This window comes from Enterobacter cloacae complex sp. 385G4 (assembly GCF_057320665.1).
Genome location: NZ_JBXWDD010000001.1, coordinates 174,773 through 194,734 on the forward strand (window position 1 = coordinate 174,773; position 19,962 = coordinate 194,734).

20 protein-coding genes are annotated in these 19,962 nt (G+C 58.6%); 12 read left to right on the plus strand and 8 right to left on the minus strand.

Translation table 11 applies throughout. From position 1 onward, the window contains the following. Window positions 1–9: 9 nt before the first annotated feature. Together AC2FAJ_RS00970 and AC2FAJ_RS00975 are read left to right on the plus strand one after the other, a co-directional pair. Complete coding sequence (locus AC2FAJ_RS00970) at window positions 10–579, plus strand: carboxymuconolactone decarboxylase family protein (RefSeq protein ID WP_222566805.1); 570 nt, start codon at window positions 10–12, stop codon at window positions 577–579. Beyond that, window positions 572–1,189 carry a CDP-alcohol phosphatidyltransferase family protein gene (locus tag AC2FAJ_RS00975; protein WP_045261600.1) on the plus strand — a complete coding sequence of 206 codons (618 nt, stop codon included), beginning with the start codon at window positions 572–574 and terminating at the stop codon, window positions 1,187–1,189. Before AC2FAJ_RS00970 ends, AC2FAJ_RS00975 begins: the two co-directional genes overlap by 8 nt. On the opposite strand, the gene AC2FAJ_RS00980 is transcribed toward AC2FAJ_RS00975, so the two are convergent. The 6 genes from AC2FAJ_RS00980 to xthA form a co-directional block, all read right to left on the minus strand. Next, complete coding sequence (locus tag AC2FAJ_RS00980; protein WP_309258223.1) at window positions 1,186–2,493, minus strand: sulfurtransferase; 1,308 nt, start codon at window positions 2,491–2,493, stop codon at window positions 1,186–1,188. The genes AC2FAJ_RS00975 and AC2FAJ_RS00980 overlap by 4 nt on opposite strands. Before the next feature lie 73 nt (window positions 2,494–2,566). Further along, a complete protein-coding gene (locus tag AC2FAJ_RS00985; protein WP_041910467.1) occupies window positions 2,567–3,187 on the minus strand; it encodes an ATP-binding cassette domain-containing protein in 621 nt (206 codons plus the stop codon). Continuing rightward, complete coding sequence (locus AC2FAJ_RS00990; RefSeq protein ID WP_193358722.1) at window positions 3,187–4,716, minus strand: ABC transporter permease family protein; 1,530 nt, start codon at window positions 4,714–4,716, stop codon at window positions 3,187–3,189. Before AC2FAJ_RS00990 ends, AC2FAJ_RS00985 begins: the two co-directional genes overlap by 1 nt. Then, window positions 4,689–5,849: an ABC transporter substrate-binding protein gene (locus AC2FAJ_RS00995; RefSeq protein WP_370529579.1), complete on the minus strand. Its 1,161-nt coding sequence runs from the start codon at window positions 5,847–5,849 to the stop codon at window positions 4,689–4,691. Before AC2FAJ_RS00995 ends, AC2FAJ_RS00990 begins: the two co-directional genes overlap by 28 nt. Window positions 5,850–5,864: 15 nt before the next feature. Then, window positions 5,865–6,548 carry a TVP38/TMEM64 family protein gene (locus AC2FAJ_RS01000; protein ID WP_193358723.1) on the minus strand — a complete coding sequence of 228 codons (684 nt, stop codon included), beginning with the start codon at window positions 6,546–6,548 and terminating at the stop codon, window positions 5,865–5,867. Window positions 6,549–6,554: 6 nt separating this feature from the next. Further along, entirely contained in the window at window positions 6,555–7,361 is an 807-nt protein-coding gene (gene xthA / locus AC2FAJ_RS01005; RefSeq protein WP_032644863.1) for an exodeoxyribonuclease III, read from the minus strand. A 433-nt stretch (window positions 7,362–7,794) separates the two neighbouring features. Here xthA and astC point away from each other — a divergent pair, with 433 nt between their 5' ends. The 7 genes from astC (at window position 7,795) to ves (ending at window position 15,511) form a co-directional block, all read left to right on the plus strand. Then, complete coding sequence (gene astC, locus AC2FAJ_RS01010; RefSeq protein ID WP_485453708.1) at window positions 7,795–9,015, plus strand: succinylornithine/acetylornithine transaminase; 1,221 nt, start codon at window positions 7,795–7,797, stop codon at window positions 9,013–9,015. Then, on the plus strand, window positions 9,012–10,046 hold the full coding sequence (gene astA, locus AC2FAJ_RS01015) for an arginine N-succinyltransferase (RefSeq protein ID WP_041910463.1): 1,035 nt from the start codon (window positions 9,012–9,014) through the stop codon (window positions 10,044–10,046). The genes astC and astA overlap by 4 nt, the downstream gene beginning before the upstream one ends. Beyond that, window positions 10,043–11,530 (plus strand): succinylglutamate-semialdehyde dehydrogenase, encoded by a 1,488-nt coding sequence (gene astD, locus AC2FAJ_RS01020; protein WP_193358724.1) that lies wholly within the window; start codon window positions 10,043–10,045, stop codon window positions 11,528–11,530. The genes astA and astD overlap by 4 nt, the downstream gene beginning before the upstream one ends. Continuing rightward, window positions 11,517–12,842, plus strand: a complete 1,326-nt coding sequence (astB, locus tag AC2FAJ_RS01025) for an N-succinylarginine dihydrolase (RefSeq protein WP_060572862.1) — start codon at window positions 11,517–11,519, stop codon at window positions 12,840–12,842. Before astD ends, astB begins: the two co-directional genes overlap by 14 nt. 10 nt (window positions 12,843–12,852) lie before the next feature. Continuing rightward, a complete protein-coding gene (gene astE / locus AC2FAJ_RS01030; protein WP_047364342.1) occupies window positions 12,853–13,818 on the plus strand; it encodes a succinylglutamate desuccinylase in 966 nt (321 codons plus the stop codon). Window positions 13,819–14,155: 337 nt separating this feature from the next. Next, window positions 14,156–14,656: an ATP-independent periplasmic protein-refolding chaperone Spy gene (gene spy / locus AC2FAJ_RS01035; RefSeq protein ID WP_047364343.1), complete on the plus strand. Its 501-nt coding sequence runs from the start codon at window positions 14,156–14,158 to the stop codon at window positions 14,654–14,656. 297 nt (window positions 14,657–14,953) lie between these two features. Further along, window positions 14,954–15,511: an environmental stress-induced protein Ves gene (gene ves, locus AC2FAJ_RS01040; protein WP_045261590.1), complete on the plus strand. Its 558-nt coding sequence runs from the start codon at window positions 14,954–14,956 to the stop codon at window positions 15,509–15,511. Here the strand turns inward: ves and cho are convergent. Then, window positions 15,489–16,367, minus strand: coding sequence for an excinuclease Cho (cho, locus tag AC2FAJ_RS01045; RefSeq protein ID WP_032644984.1), 879 nt, complete (start codon window positions 16,365–16,367; stop codon window positions 15,489–15,491). The genes ves and cho overlap by 23 nt on opposite strands. Window positions 16,368–16,488: 121 nt before the next feature. Further along, complete coding sequence (gene nadE, locus AC2FAJ_RS01050) at window positions 16,489–17,313, minus strand: ammonia-dependent NAD(+) synthetase (RefSeq protein ID WP_028012798.1); 825 nt, start codon at window positions 17,311–17,313, stop codon at window positions 16,489–16,491. Between the two features lie 232 nt (window positions 17,314–17,545). Here nadE and osmE point away from each other — a divergent pair, with 232 nt between their 5' ends. From osmE to chbC, 3 genes are all read left to right on the plus strand, one after another. Further along, the gene (osmE, locus tag AC2FAJ_RS01055) at window positions 17,546–17,890 is read left to right on the plus strand and encodes an osmotically-inducible lipoprotein OsmE (protein ID WP_003857836.1); all 345 of its coding nucleotides are present in this window, start codon (window positions 17,546–17,548) and stop codon (window positions 17,888–17,890) included. Between the two features lie 281 nt (window positions 17,891–18,171). Further along, entirely contained in the window at window positions 18,172–18,489 is a 318-nt protein-coding gene (chbB, locus tag AC2FAJ_RS01060) for a PTS N,N'-diacetylchitobiose transporter subunit IIB (protein ID WP_014883474.1), read from the plus strand. Between the two features lie 80 nt (window positions 18,490–18,569). After that, window positions 18,570–19,928 (plus strand): PTS N,N'-diacetylchitobiose transporter subunit IIC, encoded by a 1,359-nt coding sequence (gene chbC, locus AC2FAJ_RS01065; RefSeq protein WP_028012799.1) that lies wholly within the window; start codon window positions 18,570–18,572, stop codon window positions 19,926–19,928. Window positions 19,929–19,962: the final 34 nt, after the last annotated feature.

Below are 19,962 nucleotides of genomic sequence, written 5' to 3' on the forward strand. Positions count from 1 at the left end.
GAGAATCAGGTGAAAGAGACGTCCACCTGGGTAGAGCCCATCCCAACCCTTCCGGCGAGCGTAAAACCTATTGCCGCCATGCAGCAAAAACACTTCGGCGCCGTGCTGAACCCCACGCGCTGGTGGGGACGCATGCCGCGTCTGTTCTGGCTGGTCGCTTTGTTTGTGGGGTTTCTGGAGCGCAGAAAAGCGCGCCTGACGCCAGTGCTGCGCTCGCTGCTTATGACGCGCGTATCGCAGCTGTGCCACTGTGCGTTCTGCATTGACGCCAACAGCCTGCGTCTGGCCGAGCGCTGCGGCGCGCTGGATAAAGTCCAGGCCGTAAGCGGCTGGGCTGATTCTGACGTGTTCAGTGAACAGGAACGCGCGGCGCTGGCCTATGCGGAGGCGGTGACCGCCACGCCGCCCAGGGTGGATGAGGCAGTCAAAACGGCGATGAAACGCCACTTTACGGATGATGCCATCACTGAAATAACGGCGCTCATTGCCTTTCAGAATCTCTCGGCCCGGTTTAATGCCGCACTGGATATACCGGCACAGGGGCTGTGCGCCACGTTTAAAGGGAAGCCTGATGCTTGACCGTCACCTGCACCCACGGGTAAAGCCCGCTCTGGACCGTCTGGTATCCGTGCTGGATAAGCCGGGCGTTACGCCCGACGGATTAACGCTTGCCGGGTTTGCCATCGGCCTGCTGGCGTTGCCGTTTCTGGCCCTCGGCTGGTATCCGGCGGCGCTGGCCGCCATCGTCCTGAACCGCCTGCTGGATGGTCTGGACGGCGCGCTGGCGCGTCGGAGAGGGCTGACGGATGCGGGAGGGTTTCTCGATATCGCCCTCGATTTTCTGTTCTATGCGCTGGTGCCGTTTGGCTTTGCGCTGGCTGCACCCGCAGAGAATGCGCTGGCGGCGGCCTGGCTGTTGTTTGCGTTTATCGGCACCGGCAGCAGTTTTCTCGCCTTTGCCGCGCTGGCGGCAAAGCACGATATCGACAACCCCGGCTATGCGCATAAGTCGTTTTACTATATCGGCGGGTTAACGGAAGGGACGGAGACCATCGCGCTGTTCGTGCTGTGCTGCCTGTTTCCGGCACAGTTTACGCTGTTCGCGTGGATATTCGGCGCGCTGTGCTGGTTGACCACCACAACGCGCATCTGGAGCGGCTACGTGACGCTGAAGTCACTCACCCGTTAGAGAGCACTCTCTGGTCCGCGCTCTCCGGCGGTGACCGGGTTCTGCGGGTGGCTGCTCCATTCGTACCAGCCGCCGTCATAGACGGCGATATTTTTCCAGCCCATCGCCCGGGCGTACATAAAGGTTTCGGACGCCCGCCAGCCAGTGCCGCAGTAAAACGCGACCTGCTGTTCCGGCAGAATATTCCAGCGCTTCCACTGGGCGGCGATGTCGTCAGCGCTGCGCATGGTGCCATCCGGGTTATGGAAATCCTCCATGTGAGTGGCATCGCTGCCCGCGTGACCCCAGCGGGCACCGGCAATTTCACCTTTTGGCTTGATGTAGCTGTAGCCGCTGGTTTCGCCGATAAACTCCGGCCACGAACGAATGCTGACCAGGGAGGCATCCTGACGGTGCAGCATGCCGCGCGCCTGTTCCATATCCACCATCAGCTGAGGCTGGCCGGGGATCGGCGCGCCAAAATCAGGGGCAGGAGCCACTTTGCCGGGCGTACCGCGCTCAACCGGCAGACCGGCATCTGACCACGCCTTCCAGCCGCCATCGAGAAGGCGCACATCCTTCACGCCCGCGTAGAGCATGATCTGCGCCACGCGCGCGGCGGCATACACGTCGCGCCCGTACAAAATGACGGTGGTATCGTGACGGATCCCGTGCTTTGCCAGCATTGCTTTCAGCCTGTCGTCGGAGACTTTGTTCCACAGCGGCTCGCTTTCCACCTCGTTGGTGTCAATGTAGCCCGCGCCGGGAATGTGGTTGAGCAGGTAAAACTTCGGCGCGCCCCAGGCCGCTTCTATGACTTTCCATTCGCCCGCCGGCGCGGCGGTCACCGGTTTGCTCTGCTGAAGCCGGTGGATCCACTGCGGGTAGACCAGCTGTTCAAAGTGGGGCAGGCGCTGCAGGCGGTCGGGCGTCTGCAGAGCATCGCTGAGCAGCGAAACGTGGCGGTAACCAGCTTTCTCCAGACGGGCTTTCACCGCCTGGTTATCGTTCTCCTCGCCATACAGCGCGATGGACGTCGCAGGGGTAAGCTGATGCTGTTTTGCCCAAAGTGCAATCTGCTCGTCGCTCATGGCGCTAAGCCAGGCGGCTGCCAGGTTGAGCGCAGCGGGTTCGTGCCCGGAAGGACCGCTGAGGGTCTGCGGCCAGCCGTTATAGAAGGCGCTGGGGCGGGTGTCGATTGCCGCGCCGTGCTGCGCCTGAAGCTGAGACAGCGTCATCGCGTTGGCCATATCAGCAGCCTGAGAGGAAAAAGAGGCGAGGCCGCAGATCAGGGCCAGCGCGGTCAGTTGAGAAACACGTTTCATCGAATAACCTGACGTCAGTAAAAGAGGGGGGCATTGTCGTCTCTCCCGAAACGGAAAACATTGCGTTAGCACATTATTGCCAGCGAGAAATCTCCATCACCTCGCCGCCGGGCGGAATATCGTCCTCGTCATGGGTGACCAGCACCACCGGAATATTGCGCGCGCGGACGGCGTCAAATACCCATGTCCGGAACGTCGTGCGTAACGCTTTATCAAGGCGGCTGAACGGTTCGTCCAGCAGCAGCGCCTGCGGCTCTGCGAGCAGGGCGCGCAGCAGGCTCACCCGGGCGCGCTCTCCGCCGGAAAGGGTGGCCGGATCGCTGTCGTAATGACCGCCAAGCCCGGCGGAATCCAGCGCCTGCTCGACCGCTTCTCGCCGTGCGCGTCCCGCGATCCGCTCAGGCAAGGCCAGCAGCAAATTTTGCCCAACGCTGAAAGGGTCAAACAGCAGCGCGTCCTGAAAAAGAATCCCCAGACCGCGGGATTTGACGGGCAAACCGTCGCAGCGGCGTTCGCCGATCCACAGTTCGCCCTGCGCCTGAAAATCCTCTGACAGCGCGCCGACCATCCAGGCAAAGAGGGTCGATTTGCCGCTGCCGGATGGCCCCATCAGGGTGACAATCTTCCCGCGGGGTACGCAAAAATTGACCTCGCGGAAAAGCGGTTCGATGGTGAGATCGTTGACCTTGAGCATTAGCGTAATCCTTGACGGTAGCGGCCCGCGAGCCGGGATAACAGCGCAGCAAGACCGAATACGACGCCCGTGACCAGCAGTAATCCCAGGGCACGGTTAGCGAGAAGCGGGATGCTGCCTCCGCTGCTGAGCGCGACGGTCTCGGTGGTCAGCGTGGCGAAACGTCCCGCGCCCAGCCACAGGGTCGGCATATATTGGGCCATGCTGACGGAAAAGCCGGTGGCAAAGGCCAGCAGCGCAGGACGCACCAGCAGGGGACATTTCAGCAGGCAGAAAATTTTTGCCCGCCGCCAGCCGAGCGTTCTGGCGGTAAGGATAAGCCGGGGATCGATCCGCCGCCAGGCGGGCTGCAGCACCAGCAGCATCCACGGTAGCACCCACAGCAGATGGCTCCAGAGGACGGCGATAAAGTCTCCGTCGAGACCCAGATGCAAAGCAATCGCGTATTGCCCGGTGACGAGCGGCAGTGCCGGAAGGGCGAGCGGTAGCCACACCCACGCCGCGCCGCGCTGCGGCCCCCATTCCAGCCAGAGAAAAATGACGATCAGGGCGATAAGGCTCGAAAGCAGTCCGAAGGAGAGGCTGGTTCCCACGGGACCTACGTCGTCCCGCTGCGCCAGCATCAACAGCACGGCGGCGCAAAGGAGGCCGCATGCGGGCAAAAAGCCGCTGAATGCGCGTTCAGGCAGGACGAGATGCAACCTGCGGCGCGTTCCGCTCAGGTCCGGAATCGCGCGACGCCAGACTTTCCACAGGCCGTACCCCAGCGCGGCAAGCGCGGCCAGCAAAAGAAGGAGCACCAGGCACAGCAGTGTCCCTTTCACCTGCTGCTGCGCGTCGCCCTGGCTCAGCCACTGCCAGGCCAGCACGGCCAGCGTGGGCGGGTTGCCGGGCCCGAGAACGATCGCTACGTCCACAACCGACAGCGACCACGCCAGCACCGCCAGCATCACCGCCCCGAGGACGGGCGCGATCGCCGGAAGGATCAGCCAGCTGAGCGTCTGAAAACGCCCGTAGCCAAAGGTTTGCAGGACGATCTTCTGCTGCGCGAGCCCTTTTTCCGGCAGCACGGCGTAAATGGCCCACAGCACGAATGCGCTCTCTTTGACCGCGAGCGTCAGGCCCAGCCCTACGCCGTAGCGGTCAAACGGCGGCGAACAGACGGTACAAACCTGATAAAACAGTCCGCCCTCGGCAAACAGCAGTAGCGCGCTGGTGGCGAAGGCCTCGTGGGGGATCGCCAGCAGCCAAGGCAGGCGCGTGCTGAGGCGCCGCCAGCGGGTGCCGGGCCAGAAAAGAGCCACGAGGGAAAGGGCGATAAACAAGGCCCCCAGCGTAGCGATAAGCGTTGAGACCAGCGTGGCAACGGCTGCCTGCGGCAGTTGAGGATCGTTTAGCAGCCGCTGCCAGTTCGTCACGGAAAAGGCCGGTGCGAACAGCACGGTGCCAGCGGGCAGGATCGGCAGATAAATCACCGCCATCGCCAGCCAGACAAGCCAGCCTAACGGGTGCCGTAACGACGCAGCCATTCCTGCTCCAGCGCGTTCACCCACGCGGACTGCGGCTCCGGGATCACCTTCGGTAGCCCCTGAGGCGTGTGGGCCTGCAGCTGTTTCGCTTCACCTTCGGGCAGCGTTTTCGCATCCAGCACGCTCGGATCCCCGCAAATGGCCGGGTCGGCCTTGCGGATCTGCGCCTGCGGCGACAGCAGGAAATTGGCGACCATTTTCGCCCCCGCGCTCGCGCTGGCATTAGCCGGAATAGCCACAAAATGCACGTTGCCGAGCATCCCGTCGCGAAAACCAAAGCTGTAGCTGTCGGCAGGCAGTTCGCCGCTCGCCACTTTTTGCTGCGCATGCGCCGGGTTAAAGGTCAGCGACAGGTTCAGACTTCCGCTGGCGAGCAGGGCATCCATCCGGGCGGGTGAGGGAGGGAAGTCTTTTCCTTCACGCCACAGTAGCGGGTGCAGTTTATCGAGGTAGGCCCAGAGCGGCGCCGTAACCTGGGCAAACGTATCATCAGGCGCTTTTTGTAACGCCTCGGGATGCGCCGTAAGCGTCAGCAGCAACTGCTCAAGAAAGGCCGTGCCGGTAAAATCGGGTGGGCGAGGATAGCTCACCTTGCCCGGGTGCTGCTGCGCGTACGCCAGCAACGCCTGCGGATCCTCCGGCGGCATTGGCATGCTGGCTTTGCGGGCAATAAAAGTCAGCTGCGCGCCGCCCCACGGCGATTCCGCCCCGTCGGTGGGAATCGCAAAATCTTCCGTAACGGGTTTACGGGTATCGACATAGCGCCAGTTGGGCAGACTCTGCGCCCACCCGGTTTGTAGCAGGTTCGCCTCTTTTAGCGTGCGGAAGTTCTCGCCGTTCACCCACAGGAGGTCGACCGAGCCGTTGGTCTTACGCCCTGCGGCGGCTTCCGTCTGAATACGTTTGACCGCATCGGCGGCATCCGCCAGCGGGACGATTTTTAGGGTGATGGCATAGTGCGTTTGCATCTCACCGCTGACCCACTCAAGGTAGCGGTTAACCGCCGGATCGCCGCCCCAGGCGTTAAACCAGACGGTCTGTCCTTTGGCCTGCTGTTGAATAGCTTGCCAGCCGTCGGCGGCATAGAGGGGGGCTGCCAGCAGCAGACCGGTCAGAAACGTGCAAAAACGCACACGGCGCATAATGCCTCACTTTTTATCAGCAGGGAGATAGCGGGAAAACAGCCGGCGCGTAACCAGCGGTAATAACCCCAGTAGTGTAAAGGCGAATACCACGCCCGGCGACAAAATATCGCGCAGCGATGCCACTTTTCCCAGTTCCCGCCCGGCGTTCAGAAAGATAACCGTCGCGGGCAGCATGGCGAGCTGGCTGACCCACCAGTAGCGCCGGACCGTGATGCGGGTCAGCCCCATCAGTAAATTCACCAGGAAAAACGGGAACAGCGGCATCAGGCGCAGGGCAAAAAGATAGCCCGCGCCGTCGCGCGCCATGCCCGCATTTACCGTTGCCATCTGTCGGGCAAACCGCCGCTGCACCCAGTCGCGCAGCAGGTAACGGCTGGCGAGCATCGCCAGCGTGGCCCCGAGCGTGGAGGCAAACGAAACCAGCACGGTGCCTTCCCACAGCGTAAATAACGCCCCGCCCAGCAGGGTCAGAACCGCCGCGCCGGGTATCGAGAGAGCGGAAACCGCCACGTAAAGCGCAAAGAAGATCAGCGCGCTACGCAGCGGCGCGTGGTCGACATGGGAGAGTAGCGTCTGCTGGTGGGTTTTAATTCCTGCCAGAGAGAGCGTGTCAGGCGGCAGAATGACAAGTGTCATAAGAAATGCGCCCATAAGGGCGCACAGGAAGAGTGTTTTTCGTATGTTCACGCGCGATTACAGCTTGAATTTAGCCCATACCGGCGCGTGGTCCGACGGTTTTTCCATGCTGCGGATGTCGTAGTCGATCCCGGTTTCAATGCAGCGCTCCGCCAGCGGCGTACTCGCCAGCAGCAGATCGATACGCAGGCCGCGGTTGTCGTCAAAGCCCTTCGAGCGGTAGTCAAACCACGAGAAGCGATCCTGCGTTTCCGGGTTGGCATTGCGGAAGGTATCCACCAGGCCCCAGCCCAGCAGGCGCTCCATCCACTCACGCTCTTCCGGCAGGAAGGAGCATTTGCCGGTGCGCAGCCAGCGCTTGCGGTTCTCTTCGCCGATGCCGATATCCAGATCCGTTGGGCTGATGTTCATGTCGCCCATGATCAGCACCGGATTCTCTTTTTTCAGTTCGGTCGTCAGATAGTTCTGCAGATCCTGATAAAACTTCGCTTTGGCCGGGAATTTTGTCTCGTGATCGCGGCTCTCACCCTGCGGGAAATAGCCGTTAATGACCGTAATATTCCCGAGCGCGGAAGGCACTTCCGCCATGATGATGCGGCGCTGGGCTTCTTCACCGTCGCCGGGGAAGCCGCGGCGCACGGAAACCGGCGTGTCTTTAGTGAGCAGCGCGACGCCATAGTGACCTTTCTGACCGTGGTAAAAGACGTTGTAGCCGAGTTTCGCCACCTCTTCGAGGGGGAACATGTCGTCGTGTACCTTGGTCTCCTGCAGGCCGATCACATCTGGCTGATGTTGCTCAACAATGGCTTCTAGCTGATGAGGGCGGGCGCGCAGGCCGTTGATATTAAAAGAGACAAATTTCATAGTCGCTGCCAGTGCAAGGTGAATAGTGCATGGATGGTAGCAGAATTTGCGTCAACTGTTACCGGGTTCGACCAATAACTGCGACAGATAATGCCGGTGGTGCAATATTTGCACCATTCTGACGCGCTTCGCCCTCAAACAGGGCGTAAAGGGCCGATAAATTTCGCGAGCGATCACAATTCCAGAATTATATTTGGCCTGTGCATACTCTTTCTGATTTTCATGCGGCAAAGCGCCGCTTGTCGTAAAAATATTCACTTTTTATGCACTAACAGTGAATAACTCCATATTGTAACCTATTGATATTCTGTTACCTCACCCCGTTTATGCATTTTTATCGCTGGCTGGCACGAAGGCTGCAATCTACATTCACAGTGCAAACACTCAATTATTTAACATTCAAATAACTTTTTATTTACCGGATGAGGTCGCTATGTCTCTGTCAATTACGCGTGAAAATTTCGATGAATGGATGATGCCGGTTTACACTCCGGCGGCTTTTATTCCGGTTCGCGGGGAAGGCTCACGCCTGTGGGATCAGCAGGGTAAAGAGTATATCGACTTTGCCGGGGGGATTGCGGTGAATGCGTTGGGTCATGCCCATCCGGCGCTGCGTCAGGCGCTGAATGACCAGGCGGCGAAGTTCTGGCATACCGGCAACGGCTTTACCAACGAGCCCGCACTGCGCCTGGCGAAAAAGCTGATTGACGCGACCTTCGCTGAAAAAGTCTTTTTCTGTAACTCCGGCGCGGAAGCCAACGAAGCGGCGCTGAAGCTGGCGCGCAAATATGCCCACGACAAATTTGGGACGCACAAGAGCGGGATTGTGGCGTTTAAAAATGCGTTCCACGGGCGCACGCTCTTTACCGTGAGCGCGGGTGGCCAGCCTTCTTATTCGCAGGATTTCGCTCCGCTGCCGCCGGATATCCGCCACGGCATTTATAACGATCTTCAGTCCGCCAGCGAGCTGATTAACGACACCACCTGCGCGGTGATTGTCGAACCGATGCAGGGGGAGGGCGGCGTGCTTCCGGCGCAAAAGGCATTCCTGCAGGGGCTGCGCGAGCTGTGCGATCGTCATGACGCGGTCCTGATTTTCGACGAAGTGCAGACCGGCGTGGGCCGCACCGGCGAGCTGTATGCCTATATGCACTACGGCGTGACGCCGGACGTTCTCTCTACCGCCAAAGCGCTGGGCGGCGGCTTCCCGATTGGCGCGACGCTGACCACCGATAAATTCGCCAGCGTAATGACCGTGGGCACCCACGGCACCACCTACGGCGGTAACCCGCTGGCGACCGCCGTCGCCGGACAGGTTCTCGACATCATTAACACCCCTGAGGTGCTGAAGGGCGTTAAGCAGCGTCACGAGTGGTTCGTTGAGCGCCTGAACGCCATCAACGGCAAGCTTGGCCTGTTTAAAGAAATTCGCGGCCTGGGGCTGTTGATCGGCTGCGAGCTCACGGCTGAGTTTGCCGGAAAAGCGAAGCTTATTTCACAGGAAGCGGCAAAAGCGGGCGTGATGGTGCTGATTGCCGGTGCCAACGTGGTGCGTTTTGCCCCTGCGCTGATTGTCAGCGAGGAAGAGGTGCAAACCGGTCTGGATCGTTTTGCGCTGGCGTGTGAGAAGGTGAAATCCGGGGTGTCATCATGATGGTCATCCGTCCCGTTGAGCGCGGCGATATTGCCGGGCTCATGCAGCTTGCCGGTAAGACGGGAGGTGGGCTGACCTCGCTTCCTGCCGATGAAAAAACGCTGTCGGCGCGCATTGAGCGCGCCCTGCAAACCTGGCAGGGGACGTTGCCAAAAAGCGAACAGGGTTACGTGTTCGTGCTGGAAGACACCGAAACGGGGAGCGTGGCCGGGATCTGCGCCATTGAAGTGGCCGTCGGGCTTAACGACCCGTGGTATAACTACCGCGTCGGCACGATGGTTCACGCCTCGAAAGAGCTGAACGTCTATAACGCGCTGCCCACGCTGTTTCTCTGCAATGACCACACGGGCGCCAGCGAGCTCTGTACGCTGTTCCTCGACCCGGCGTGGCGCAAAGAGGGCAACGGCTATCTGCTCTCCAAATCGCGCTTTATGTTTATGGCCGCTTTCCGCGATCGCTTTAACGAAAAAGTGGTGGCAGAGATGCGCGGCGTGATCGACGACAAAGGCTACTCGCCCTTCTGGGAGAGCCTGGGCGAGCGCTTCTTCTCGATGGAGTTCAGCCGGGCGGACTATCTCTGCGGCACCGGCCAGAAGGCGTTTATCGCGGAGCTGATGCCTAAACATCCTATCTATACCCATTTCTTAACGCCTGAAGCGCAGGCGGTAATTGGCGAAGTGCATCCGCAAACCGCGCCTGCCCGCGCGGTGCTGGAGAAAGAGGGCTTCCGCTACCGTAACTATGTCGACATCTTTGACGGCGGGCCAACGCTTGAGTGCGATATCGACCGCGTGCGCGCCATCCGCAAAAGCCGACTGGTTGAGGTATCCGAAGGCCAGCCCGCGCCGGGTGACTGGCCGGCATGCCTGGTGGCGAACGAAAATTACGCCAACTTCCGCGCCATGCTGGTGCGGACCAACCCGAAATGTGAACGTCTGGTGCTGACAGCTGCAGAGCTGGATGCCCTGAAATGTAACGCCGGCGATACGGTTCGCCTGGTGCGTCTCTGCCCTGAGGAGAAAACAGCATGACATTATGGATTAACGGTGACTGGGTAACGGGCGAAGGCGAACAGCGCGTAAAAACCAATCCAGTTGGAAAAGAGGTGCTGTGGAAGGGAAATGACGCCAGCGTCGCGCAGGTCGAGCAGGCCTGCCGTTCCGCACGACACGCGTTTCCTGCGTGGGCAAAACGGCCATTCGCCGAGCGCCAGGCGCTTATTGAAAAATTTGCCGGACTGCTGGAGGCCAACAAGGCCGAGCTGACGCGCATCATCGCGTCCGAAACCAGCAAACCGCGCTGGGAAGCGGCGACCGAAGTGACGGCGATGATCAATAAAATCGCTATTTCGGTTAAGGCGTACCACACCCGCACCGGCGAGCAGCATACTGAGATGCCGGACGGCGCGGCCACGCTGCGCCACCGTCCGCACGGCGTGCTGGCGGTGTTTGGCCCGTATAACTTCCCGGGGCATCTGCCGAATGGTCACATTGTGCCCGCGCTGCTGGCGGGCAATACCGTCATCTTTAAACCGAGCGAGCTCACGCCGTTAACCGGCGAGGCGGTGGTGAAGCTGTGGGAGCAGGCCGGTCTGCCGCCGGGCGTGCTGAACCTCGTGCAGGGCGGGAGGGAAACCGGCCAGGCGCTGAGCGCGCTGAGCGATATCGACGGCCTGCTGTTTACCGGCAGCGCCGGAACGGGCTATCAGCTGCACCGCCAGCTGGCGGGGCAGCCGGAGAAAATTCTGGCGCTGGAGATGGGCGGCAACAACCCGCTGATTGTCGAAGATCCTGACGATATCGATGCCGCGGTGCACCTGACGATCCAGTCCGCCTTTATTACCGCCGGACAGCGCTGCACCTGCGCCCGCCGCCTGCTGGTCAAGCGCGGCGCGCAGGGGGATACCTTCCTGAAGCGTCTGGTAGAGGTGAGCGCGCGGCTGGTGCCTGCCGCGTGGGATGCCGATCCGCAGCCGTTTATCGGCGGGCTGATCTCCGAACAGGCCGCGATAAATGTGCTCAACGCCTGGCAGGACCACGTAGCGCGCGGGGCGAAAACCCTGCTGGAGCCGAAGCAGGTTCAGCCGGGTACCTCGCTGCTGACGCCGGGCATCGTAGAGATGAGCGGTGCGAGCAGCGTGCCGGATGAAGAGGTGTTTGGCCCGCTGCTGTGCGTCTGGCGTTACGACGATTTTGATGCGGCCATTGCGATGGCGAATAACACCCGCTACGGCCTGTCGAGCGGGCTGATATCGCCGCATCGCGAGAAGTTTGAACAACTGCTGCTGGAAGCGCGTGCCGGGATCGTGAACTGGAATAAACCGCTGACCGGGGCGGCGAGCACCGCGCCGTTCGGCGGCGTGGGCGCCTCGGGCAACCATCGCGCCAGCGCCTGGTATGCCGCCGATTACTGCGCGTGGCCGATGGCGAGTCTGGAAACCCCGGCGCTGACGCTGCCGGAGACGCTTAATCCGGGGCTCGATTTTACGAAGGGAGAAGGCCATGAAAGCGCGTGAAGTCAACTTTGACGGGCTGGTGGGGCTGACGCACCACTATGCCGGTCTCTCCTTTGGTAATGAAGCCTCGACGAAGCACCGCTTTCAGGTCTCCAACCCGAAGCTGGCGGCGAAGCAGGGGCTGCTAAAAATGAAGGCGCTGGCGGATGCCGGCTTCCCGCAGGCGGTGATCCCGCCGCAGGAACGCCCTAACGTGGCGGTGCTGCGCCAGCTAGGATTTAGCGGTACGGATGAGCAGGTCGTCGAAAAAGCAGGTACGCAGACGCCGCATTTGCTCTCTGCGGCAAGCTCTGCCTCTTCAATGTGGGTGGCCAACGCGGCCACTGTCGCGCCGTCAGCCGATACGCTGGATGGTAAAGTCCATCTGACGGTGGCGAACCTGAATAATAAGTTTCATCGCGCCACCGAAGCGGACACCACCGAGCGCGTGCTGCGCGCTATTTTCAAGCATGACGCCCATTTTGAGATCCATCAGGCCCTGCCGCAGGTGGCAATGTTTGGCGACGAAGGCGCGGCCAACCATAACCGGCTGGGTGGCGATTACGGCGATCCCGCCGTGCAGCTGTTTATCTACGGGCGGGAAGAGGGCGGCCACGCCGCGCCAACCCGTTATCCAGCGCGTCAGACGCTCGCGGCCAGCCAGGCGGTTGCGCGCCTGAACCAGGTCAATCCTTCCCAGGTGATTTTTGCCCAGCAGAACCCGCACGTGATCGACCAGGGCGTGTTCCATAACGACGTGATTGCCGTGTCCAACCGCCAGGTGCTGTTCTGCCATGAGCAGGCCTTTGCCCATCAGGATAAGCTGCTCGCCACGCTGCGCGAACGCGTGCCGGGCTTTATGCCGATCCAGGTGCCAACGCAGGCGGTCAGCGTGCAGGACGCGGTCGAAACCTATCTGTTCAACAGCCAGCTGCTGAGCCGCGATGACGGCAGCATGATGCTGGTGCTGCCGCAGGAGTCCCGGGATCATCGGGGCGTGTGGCGCTACCTCACCGAACTGGTGAAGGCCGATAACCCGATTGACGAGCTGCGCGTATTTGACCTGCGCGAAAGCATGGCTAACGGCGGTGGCCCCGCCTGTCTGCGCCTGCGGGTCGTGTTAACGCCAAATGAAATACAGGCCGTTAACCCGGCAGTCATGATGAATGAGACGCTCTTTAACACCCTGAATAACTGGGTGGACCGCTACTATCGCGACCGGTTGACGCAGGCCGATCTGGTTGACCCGCAGCTGCTGCGCGAAGGGCGCGAGGCGCTGGACGCATTATCGTCAATCCTGCAGCTGGGCTCGGTTTACCCGTTCCAGCGCTAAAGGAGTGGATATGGAAAATTTACTGGCGCTGACCCTGGCCGATGAAACGCCGGACCAGAGTGAAGGGGAAGGCCCCTCATTCCGCTGGCGGTGGCTGGGGCGCGGGGTGCTTGAGCTGACACCGAAGGCCAGCAGCGCGTTATCGCTGCTGCTTTCCACGGGGATCCACGGGAATGAAACCGCACCCGTTGAGATCGTCGATGGGCTGCTGCGCGCGCTGTATCGTGGCGAGATCGCCCTTGCGTGCCGCGTGCTGGTGGTGCTTGGCAATCCGCCTGCGCTGGCGCAAAACAAACGGTACCTGGTCAGCGACATTAACCGCATGTTCGGCGGTCGCTGGTCGCAGTTTCCGCAGAGTGACGAAACGGCGCGCGCGCAGTGGCTGGAGAACGTCGTGACGACGTTTTTTGCCGCGGCGGGATCGGCGTGCTGGCATCTGGATCTGCATACGGCGATCCGCGCCTCTTACCATGTCAGATTCGGCGTTCTGCCGCAGCGCAATCAGCCGTGGGATGAAGCGTTTCTGAGCTGGCTGGGGGATGCCGGGCTGGAGGCGCTGGTGTTTCATCAGTCGCCGGGCGGGACCTTTACTCACTTCACTTGCGAACGGTTTGGCGCGCTGTCCTGTACGCTGGAGCTGGGAAAAGCGCTACCGTTCGGACAGAACGATCTCACGCGCTTTGCGCCTACGGAGCTCGCGCTTCGGGGGCTGCTCGGTGGGACGGCTACCGAGCACGCACATCAGCCCGTTGAGCGGTACCGGGTCGTACAGCAGATCACCCGCCGCAGCGAGGCTTTCCAGCTTCACATGGCCGCGCACACCCTGAACTTCACGCCGTTTCGCAAAGGGGCTCTGCTGGCGGAAGATGGCGAAGAGCGTTACGAGGTGCAGAAAACCACCGAATATGTGCTGTTCCCCAACCCCTCCGTAGCGTTTGGCCTGCGGGCCGGTCTGATGCTGGAAAAACTTACCTGAACCTTTCCCCTCTCACCATCCGGGAGGGGAAGTAAATATGTTTTCTTAGCGATTAAAGCGCTCTGATTTCTTTTACGGAATATTCCTGGCGAATTGCTTTATTATTCTCCGTCACTTCGTTATACTTCTGCTAAATAGCTTTAAAATCATCGTATTGAATATTTCTTGTTGCAACTCTCCACGCTTTATCCTTATTTCCTCCACATTTGGCGAAAAATTGTTTTTTACACTTTCATTGTTTTACCGTTGCTCTGATTAATTGACGATAAACCCCGTAAAGTTAATCTCGTCAACACGGCATAGCGCCGAAGAATAACTGAAAGAAAGGAAATAAATTATGCGTAAGTTTACTGCACTGTTTGTTGCTTCTACCCTGGCTCTGGGCGCTACCAGCATGGCGTTCGCCGCAGATACCGCAACCACCACCACCACCGCCGCGCCAGCTGAAGGCAAAATGATGATGCATCATAAAGGCAAGCCGGGTATGCACCACGAGATGATGATGTTCAAAGATTTGAACCTGACGGACGCGCAGAAGCAGCAGATCCGCGACATCATGAAAAGCCAGCGTGACCAGATGAAGCGTCCTCCGCTGGAAGAGCGCCGCGCAATGCATGACATCATTGCCAGCGACAGCTTCGATAAGGCGAAAGCCGAAGCGCAGATCGACAAAATGGCCGAGCAGCACAAAGCCCGCATGCTGGCGCACATGGAAACCCAGAACAAGATCTACAACATTCTGACCCCGGAACAGAAAAAACAGTTTAATGCCAATTTTGAGAAGCGTCTGACAGAACGTCCGGCGATGGAAGGTAAAATGCCAGCACCAACCGAATAATCGGTTCACTCTCTTAAGACCGCCGGGATCCTGTCCACAAAAGCGAAATCGCTGTGGACAGGACCGGCGGTTTTTCTATTCTGCCCTCTTGCCTGCCGCCGCCAGCGCGGTATTCTCCTGTAGTCGCTTCAGAGAATGTCTGTAGAGTCATGGCGTTAGCATTTTTATTTACGTTCCGCTAAGGCCTGCCCGCTCTGCTGCCGATACTGTGTCTGTGAATACCTAACGATAACAAACAAGACTGCAGGGGTAGCGATATCCTTGCCCTGGCACGGGTTGTGCCATTCAGGAGTGGTGATGGAGTTCTTTGATATTCGTAAGATGCCGGTCAGCCTCTGGCGCAATGGTGCCGGCGAAACGCGAGAAATTTGCTGTATCCCTCCCGCGACGCGCGATTTTTTCTGGCGTGCCAGTATCGCAACCATCGCCAGCAACGGCGAATTCTCCTCGTTTCCCGGTGTCGACCGGGTCATTACCCTGCTGGAAGGCGGGGAGGTGACGCTGGATGCCGGTCAGGCGTTCTGCCATACCCTTAAACAGCATCAGCCTTACAGTTTTGCCGGCGATTTGCCGGTGAAGGCGCTGCTTTCCGATGGCAGGATGGCGATGGATTTCAACATCATGACCCGGCGCGACTGCTGTCAGGCGAAGGTGCGGGTTGCCGATCGTACTTTTACCACCTTTGGCTCGCGCGGGGGCGTGGTGTTTGTATTAAGCGGGGCGTGGCAGCTGGGTGATAAATTACTCACGGCCGATCAGGGCGCCAGCTGGCAGGAGGGGACCCATACTCTGCGTCTGCTGGAGTCTCAGGGCACCCTGCTGTTCAGTGAAATTAACTGGCTGCCGGGTCACTGAGCGCGATGATCTCGAACTTGCCCGCTAATACAGGCTTGCAGAGGATTTTGTAGCCGTCGTGGTCGAATCCCGCGGGGGTGCGCAGCAGGGTTGCCGCGTCGCTTAAATCATCGACAGCCCCCAGCCAGAGCCAGTTATTGACGATGTGATACTGCGTCATGGTTTCACCCACTTCTTTTAGCGCAACGGCGCCGTCCCACGGCCAGCAGTTGACGCTGATCCCGGCCAGGCCCGCGAGGAGCCGGGCGTGATGCGCCTCAACGCTCTCTTTTCCGCAGCAGGCGCCCGCGCAGCGCTTCAGAGCGGAGCGGAAACAGGCGCGGCCCCGCGTGGTGCCCTCTAGCCCTAAAAGGCTATAGCAAAGCTGCAGCTCGTCCGCGAGCGCCTGCAGAGACTGTAGGGCGGCACGCTTGTTTGCGAACAGCCCGAAGAGATTCGGGGCGTGGGAGAAATCGACCTCGCGGGCGTAGACGACCTGCGGCTTGCCGTCGGCGATCTGCAGGGAGCAGAGCTGGCGGTTGCGGCGCAGGCGCTTATTGAAGAGCGGCTGCTGCTCTTTTATCAGCCGGGCTTCCAGCAACAGCGCGCCCATTTCTCCCGCCGTCTGGAACCAGGTAATGCGTCGCGACTGGCGCAGCATGGCGGCCTCGTCCGGGGTGCGCAGGTGGGATAACACCCGGCTGCGAATGTTAACGCTTTTGCCGATGTAGAGCGGCAGGGTCTCGCTTTCACCGTGAAAGATGTACACGCCCGGCTGTTTGGGCAGCGCCTCAAGCCAGGGGCGAAGATGTTCGGGATATTCATAGATAGCCGCCGCTTCAAACTCAAGACGCGGGGCTGATTGACGCCTGCTCACATACTGCTCCATATACTGTTCAGGTATACAGTGTAGCAGGTGTGCTGTGGTTAAAAAAGAGCCGGGTAGCATGATGCCCTCTCCCTAAAGGGGAGAGGGAGCAAAGATTAACGTTTTGCGTTTATTTCCAGAAATCGTCAAACACCGTAATTGGCGTGTGGCGCTTGTGCTCGGTTTTCAGGTACCAGCCCTCGATAATTTTCGCGGTACCTTCATCCAGCGTTTTGCCTTCCAGATAATCATCAATGTTGTCATAAGTAACGCCAAGGGCCGCTTCATCCGGCAGGGAAGGGCGATCGTCTTCCAGATCCGCTGTTGGCGCTTTCTTGTACAGGTGCTCAGGGCAGCCCAGCGCGGCGAGCAGCTGCTTGCCCTGACGCTTGTTGAGACGGAAAATCGGGTTGATGTCGGTGCCGCCATCGCCGTATTTGGTGAAGAAACCGGTGATCGCTTCTGCCGCATGGTCGGTGCCTACCACAACGCCTTTGGTCATCCCGGCGATGCTGTACTGCGCTTTCATGCGCTCGCGCGCTTTCTCGTTGCCGCGCACAAAATCACTCAATTCAATGCCCGCTTCGCGCAGCGCCTGCTCGCTTGCCAGCACTGAGGCTTTGATATTGACGGTAAGCACGCGATCGGGCTGGATGAACGCGATGGCGTCCTGGCAGTCCTGTTCGTCCGCCTGAACCCCGTAAGGCAGACGCACGGCGATAAACTGCAGCGCTTCGTCGCCCGTCTCTTCACGAAGCTCTGAAATCGCCATCTGGCAGAGTTTACCCGTCAGGGTAGAGTCCTGCCCGCCGCTGATGCCCAGCACCAGGGATTTCAGGAAAGCGTTCTTTTTTAAGTACGACTTTAAAAAATCCACGCTGCGGCGGATCTCTTCCTGTGCATCTATCGCAGGCTTAGCGCCCAGCGCCTGAATAATCTCTTGTTGCAGAGCCATCATGCCCTCCGTATGCAGAACATAAACAGAATGTGTTAACTGTTAAAACTAACCCTTTGGGCGGAAAACGACAAGGATCACAGTTTCGAGTGCGTTAATTTGCGGCGATTTAGCAGCTTATCGTTGTTTTATTAGAATTTTCCGAAATTCGTCTGGCGTAAATCACAAAGTTGAACAATAGTACTTTTTATCCCATGCTTAGATAACACGCTGATAAACAAGAGGACGGAATATGAACAAGAACGTAGCAGGAATTCTTAGCGCAGCGGCGGTACTGACGATGCTGGCAGGGTGTACGGCTTACGATCGCACCAAGGATCAGTTTACCCAGCCCGTGGTTAAAGACGTTAAAAAAGGGATGACACGTTCGCAGGTGGCTGCGATCGCCGGCAAGCCTTCTTCTGAAGTGACCATGATTCACGCGCGCGGTACGTGTCAGACTTATATCCTGGGTCAACGTGATGGTAAGGCAGAAACCTACTTCGTCGCGCTGGATGATACCGGACATGTGATTAACTCCGGCTATCAGACCTGTGCTGAATACGACACCGATCCGCAGGCACCTAAGGCGCAGTAACCCTGCTTGCCTGAAGATGTTAACAAACCGGCCTCTGGGCCGGTTTTTTTATTCATACGTTAATCTTATTTCTTTGCGCGAATTATTTGCCTGAAATGTGAAGGTAGTCAACAAGCCAGGTCAATGAGAGACAATTTTGGCCTATCCAGAATTATCTCCCCTCTGTACCATTGCGTATACTCACTTCAACGATAAACAACAGTACGCAAGCTACCTGTCTGCCGGGACAGCGAGTCGAGTGATAGCGCGACGGCAGGTAGTCATACAAGAGGGAAATTATCATGGAAAAGAAACATATCTACCTGTTCTGCTCAGCGGGCATGTCAACCTCGCTTCTGGTGTCAAAGATGCGCGCGCAGGCTGAAAAGTATGAAGTTCCTGTGGTGATTGAAGCGTTTCCGGAAACGCTGGCGGGCGAAAAAGGCCAGAAAGCCGATGTTGTGTTACTGGGGCCGCAAATTGCCTATATGTTGCCCGAAATTCAACGACTGCTACCGAATAAACCGGTCGAAGTGATCGACTCGGGGCTGTACGGCAAGATCGATGGTTTAGGTGTACTTAAAGCTGCTGTGGCAGCCATTAAAAAAGCTGCTAATTGATTTTTATTTTTCCCGTCAAAGAGTTATTTCACACACAATTACGCCGTAACATGCGTTACGGCATTTAAGGGTATTTTCCTATGAGTAAAGTCATCGCTTCACTTGAAAAGGTACTCCTTCCTTTTGCTGTTAAAATAGGAAAGCAGCCTCACGTTAATGCCATCAAAAACGGTTTTATTAAATTAATGCCGTTGACGCTGGCCGGGGCCATGTTCGTTTTAATTAACAACGTTTTTCTGAGCTTTGGTGAAGGTTCCTTCTTTTATTCATTAGGAATTCGGTTAGACGCTTCCACTATTGAAACCCTTAATGGTTTTAAAGCCATCGGCGGCAACGTATATAACGGTACGTTGGGTATTATGTCGCTGATGGCGCCTTTCTTTATTGGGATGGCGCTGGCTGAAGAGCGGAAAGTGGATCCGCTGGCCGCCGGATTATTATCCGTTGCCGCGTTTATGACCGTCACGCCTTACAGCGTGGGTGAAGCCTACGCCGTTGGCGCAAACTGGCTGGGCGGAGCCAACATCATCTCCGGTATTGTTATCGGCCTGGTGGTGGCAGAAATGTTCACCTTTATTATCCGTCGCAACTGGGTTATCCGCCTGCCGGATAGCGTGCCAGCCTCCGTTTCTCGTTCATTTTCCGCGTTGATCCCAGGCTTCATTATCCTCTCCATCATGGGGATTATCGCCTGGGCGCTCTCTCACTGGGGCACGAACTTCCACCAGATCATCATGGACTCTATCTCTACGCCGCTGGCGTCGATGGGTGGCGTGGTCGGTTGGGCGTATGTGATTTTCACCTCTCTGCTGTGGTTCTTCGGCGTGCATGGTTCACTGGCACTGGCCGCGCTGGACAGCGGAATTATGACCCCATGGGCACTGGAAAACGTTGCGCTTTACCAGCAGTACGGCTCCGTTGACGCGGCGCTGGCGGCAGGTAAAACCTTCCATGTGTGGGCGAAGCCGATGCTTGACTCCTATATCTTCCTGGGTGGTACCGGGGCGACCCTGGGTCTGATCATCGCGGTCTTTATTGTCTCTCGTCGCGCTGACTATCGTCAGGTGGCGAAACTGGCCCTGCCATCAGGCATCTTCCAGATTAACGAGCCGATTCTGTTCGGTCTGCCAATCATCATGAACCCGGTAATGTTTATCCCGTTCATCCTGGTGCAGCCGCTGCTGGCAGCGATCACCCTGACGGCCTACTACATGGGTATTATTCCACCGATCACCAACATTGCTCCGTGGACCATGCCGGCAGGTCTGGGTGCCTTCTTTAACACCAACGGTAGCGTCGCGGCCTTCCTGCTGGCGATATTCAACCTCGGGATTGCCACCCTGCTGTACATGCCGTTCGTGGCGATTGCGAACAAAGCTGCCACCATTATTGATGAAGAAGAGAGCGAAGAGGAAATTGCCCTCTCACTGAAATTCTAATATTGACCGGCGCGGGGAAGCCCGCGCCAGCCAC

What these genes read in the sequence shown, in the direction of transcription:
- astC (WP_485453708.1), top strand. Translation starts at nt 7,795, where the DNA reads ATGTCTCTGTCAATTACGCGTGAAAATTTCGATGAATGGATGATGCCG.
- chbC (WP_028012799.1), top strand. Translation starts at nt 18,570, where the DNA reads ATGAGTAAAGTCATCGCTTCACTTGAAAAGGTACTCCTTCCTTTTGCT.
- AC2FAJ_RS00980 (WP_309258223.1), bottom strand. Translation starts at nt 2,493, where the DNA reads ATGAAACGTGTTTCTCAACTGACCGCGCTGGCCCTGATCTGCGGCCTC.
- xthA (WP_032644863.1), bottom strand. Translation starts at nt 7,361, where the DNA reads ATGAAATTTGTCTCTTTTAATATCAACGGCCTGCGCGCCCGCCCTCAT.
- astA (WP_041910463.1), top strand. Translation starts at nt 9,012, where the DNA reads ATGATGGTCATCCGTCCCGTTGAGCGCGGCGATATTGCCGGGCTCATG.
- chbB (WP_014883474.1), top strand. Translation starts at nt 18,172, where the DNA reads ATGGAAAAGAAACATATCTACCTGTTCTGCTCAGCGGGCATGTCAACC.
- AC2FAJ_RS00985 (WP_041910467.1), bottom strand. Translation starts at nt 3,187, where the DNA reads ATGCTCAAGGTCAACGATCTCACCATCGAACCGCTTTTCCGCGAGGTC.
- astB (WP_060572862.1), top strand. Translation starts at nt 11,517, where the DNA reads ATGAAAGCGCGTGAAGTCAACTTTGACGGGCTGGTGGGGCTGACGCAC.
- osmE (WP_003857836.1), top strand. Translation starts at nt 17,546, where the DNA reads ATGAACAAGAACGTAGCAGGAATTCTTAGCGCAGCGGCGGTACTGACG.
- astD (WP_193358724.1), top strand. Translation starts at nt 10,043, where the DNA reads ATGACATTATGGATTAACGGTGACTGGGTAACGGGCGAAGGCGAACAG.
- spy (WP_047364343.1), top strand. Translation starts at nt 14,156, where the DNA reads ATGCGTAAGTTTACTGCACTGTTTGTTGCTTCTACCCTGGCTCTGGGC.
- ves (WP_045261590.1), top strand. Translation starts at nt 14,954, where the DNA reads ATGGAGTTCTTTGATATTCGTAAGATGCCGGTCAGCCTCTGGCGCAAT.
- nadE (WP_028012798.1), bottom strand. Translation starts at nt 17,313, where the DNA reads ATGGCTCTGCAACAAGAGATTATTCAGGCGCTGGGCGCTAAGCCTGCG.
- AC2FAJ_RS00975 (WP_045261600.1), top strand. Translation starts at nt 572, where the DNA reads ATGCTTGACCGTCACCTGCACCCACGGGTAAAGCCCGCTCTGGACCGT.
- AC2FAJ_RS00990 (WP_193358722.1), bottom strand. Translation starts at nt 4,716, where the DNA reads ATGGCTGCGTCGTTACGGCACCCGTTAGGCTGGCTTGTCTGGCTGGCG.
- astE (WP_047364342.1), top strand. Translation starts at nt 12,853, where the DNA reads ATGGAAAATTTACTGGCGCTGACCCTGGCCGATGAAACGCCGGACCAG.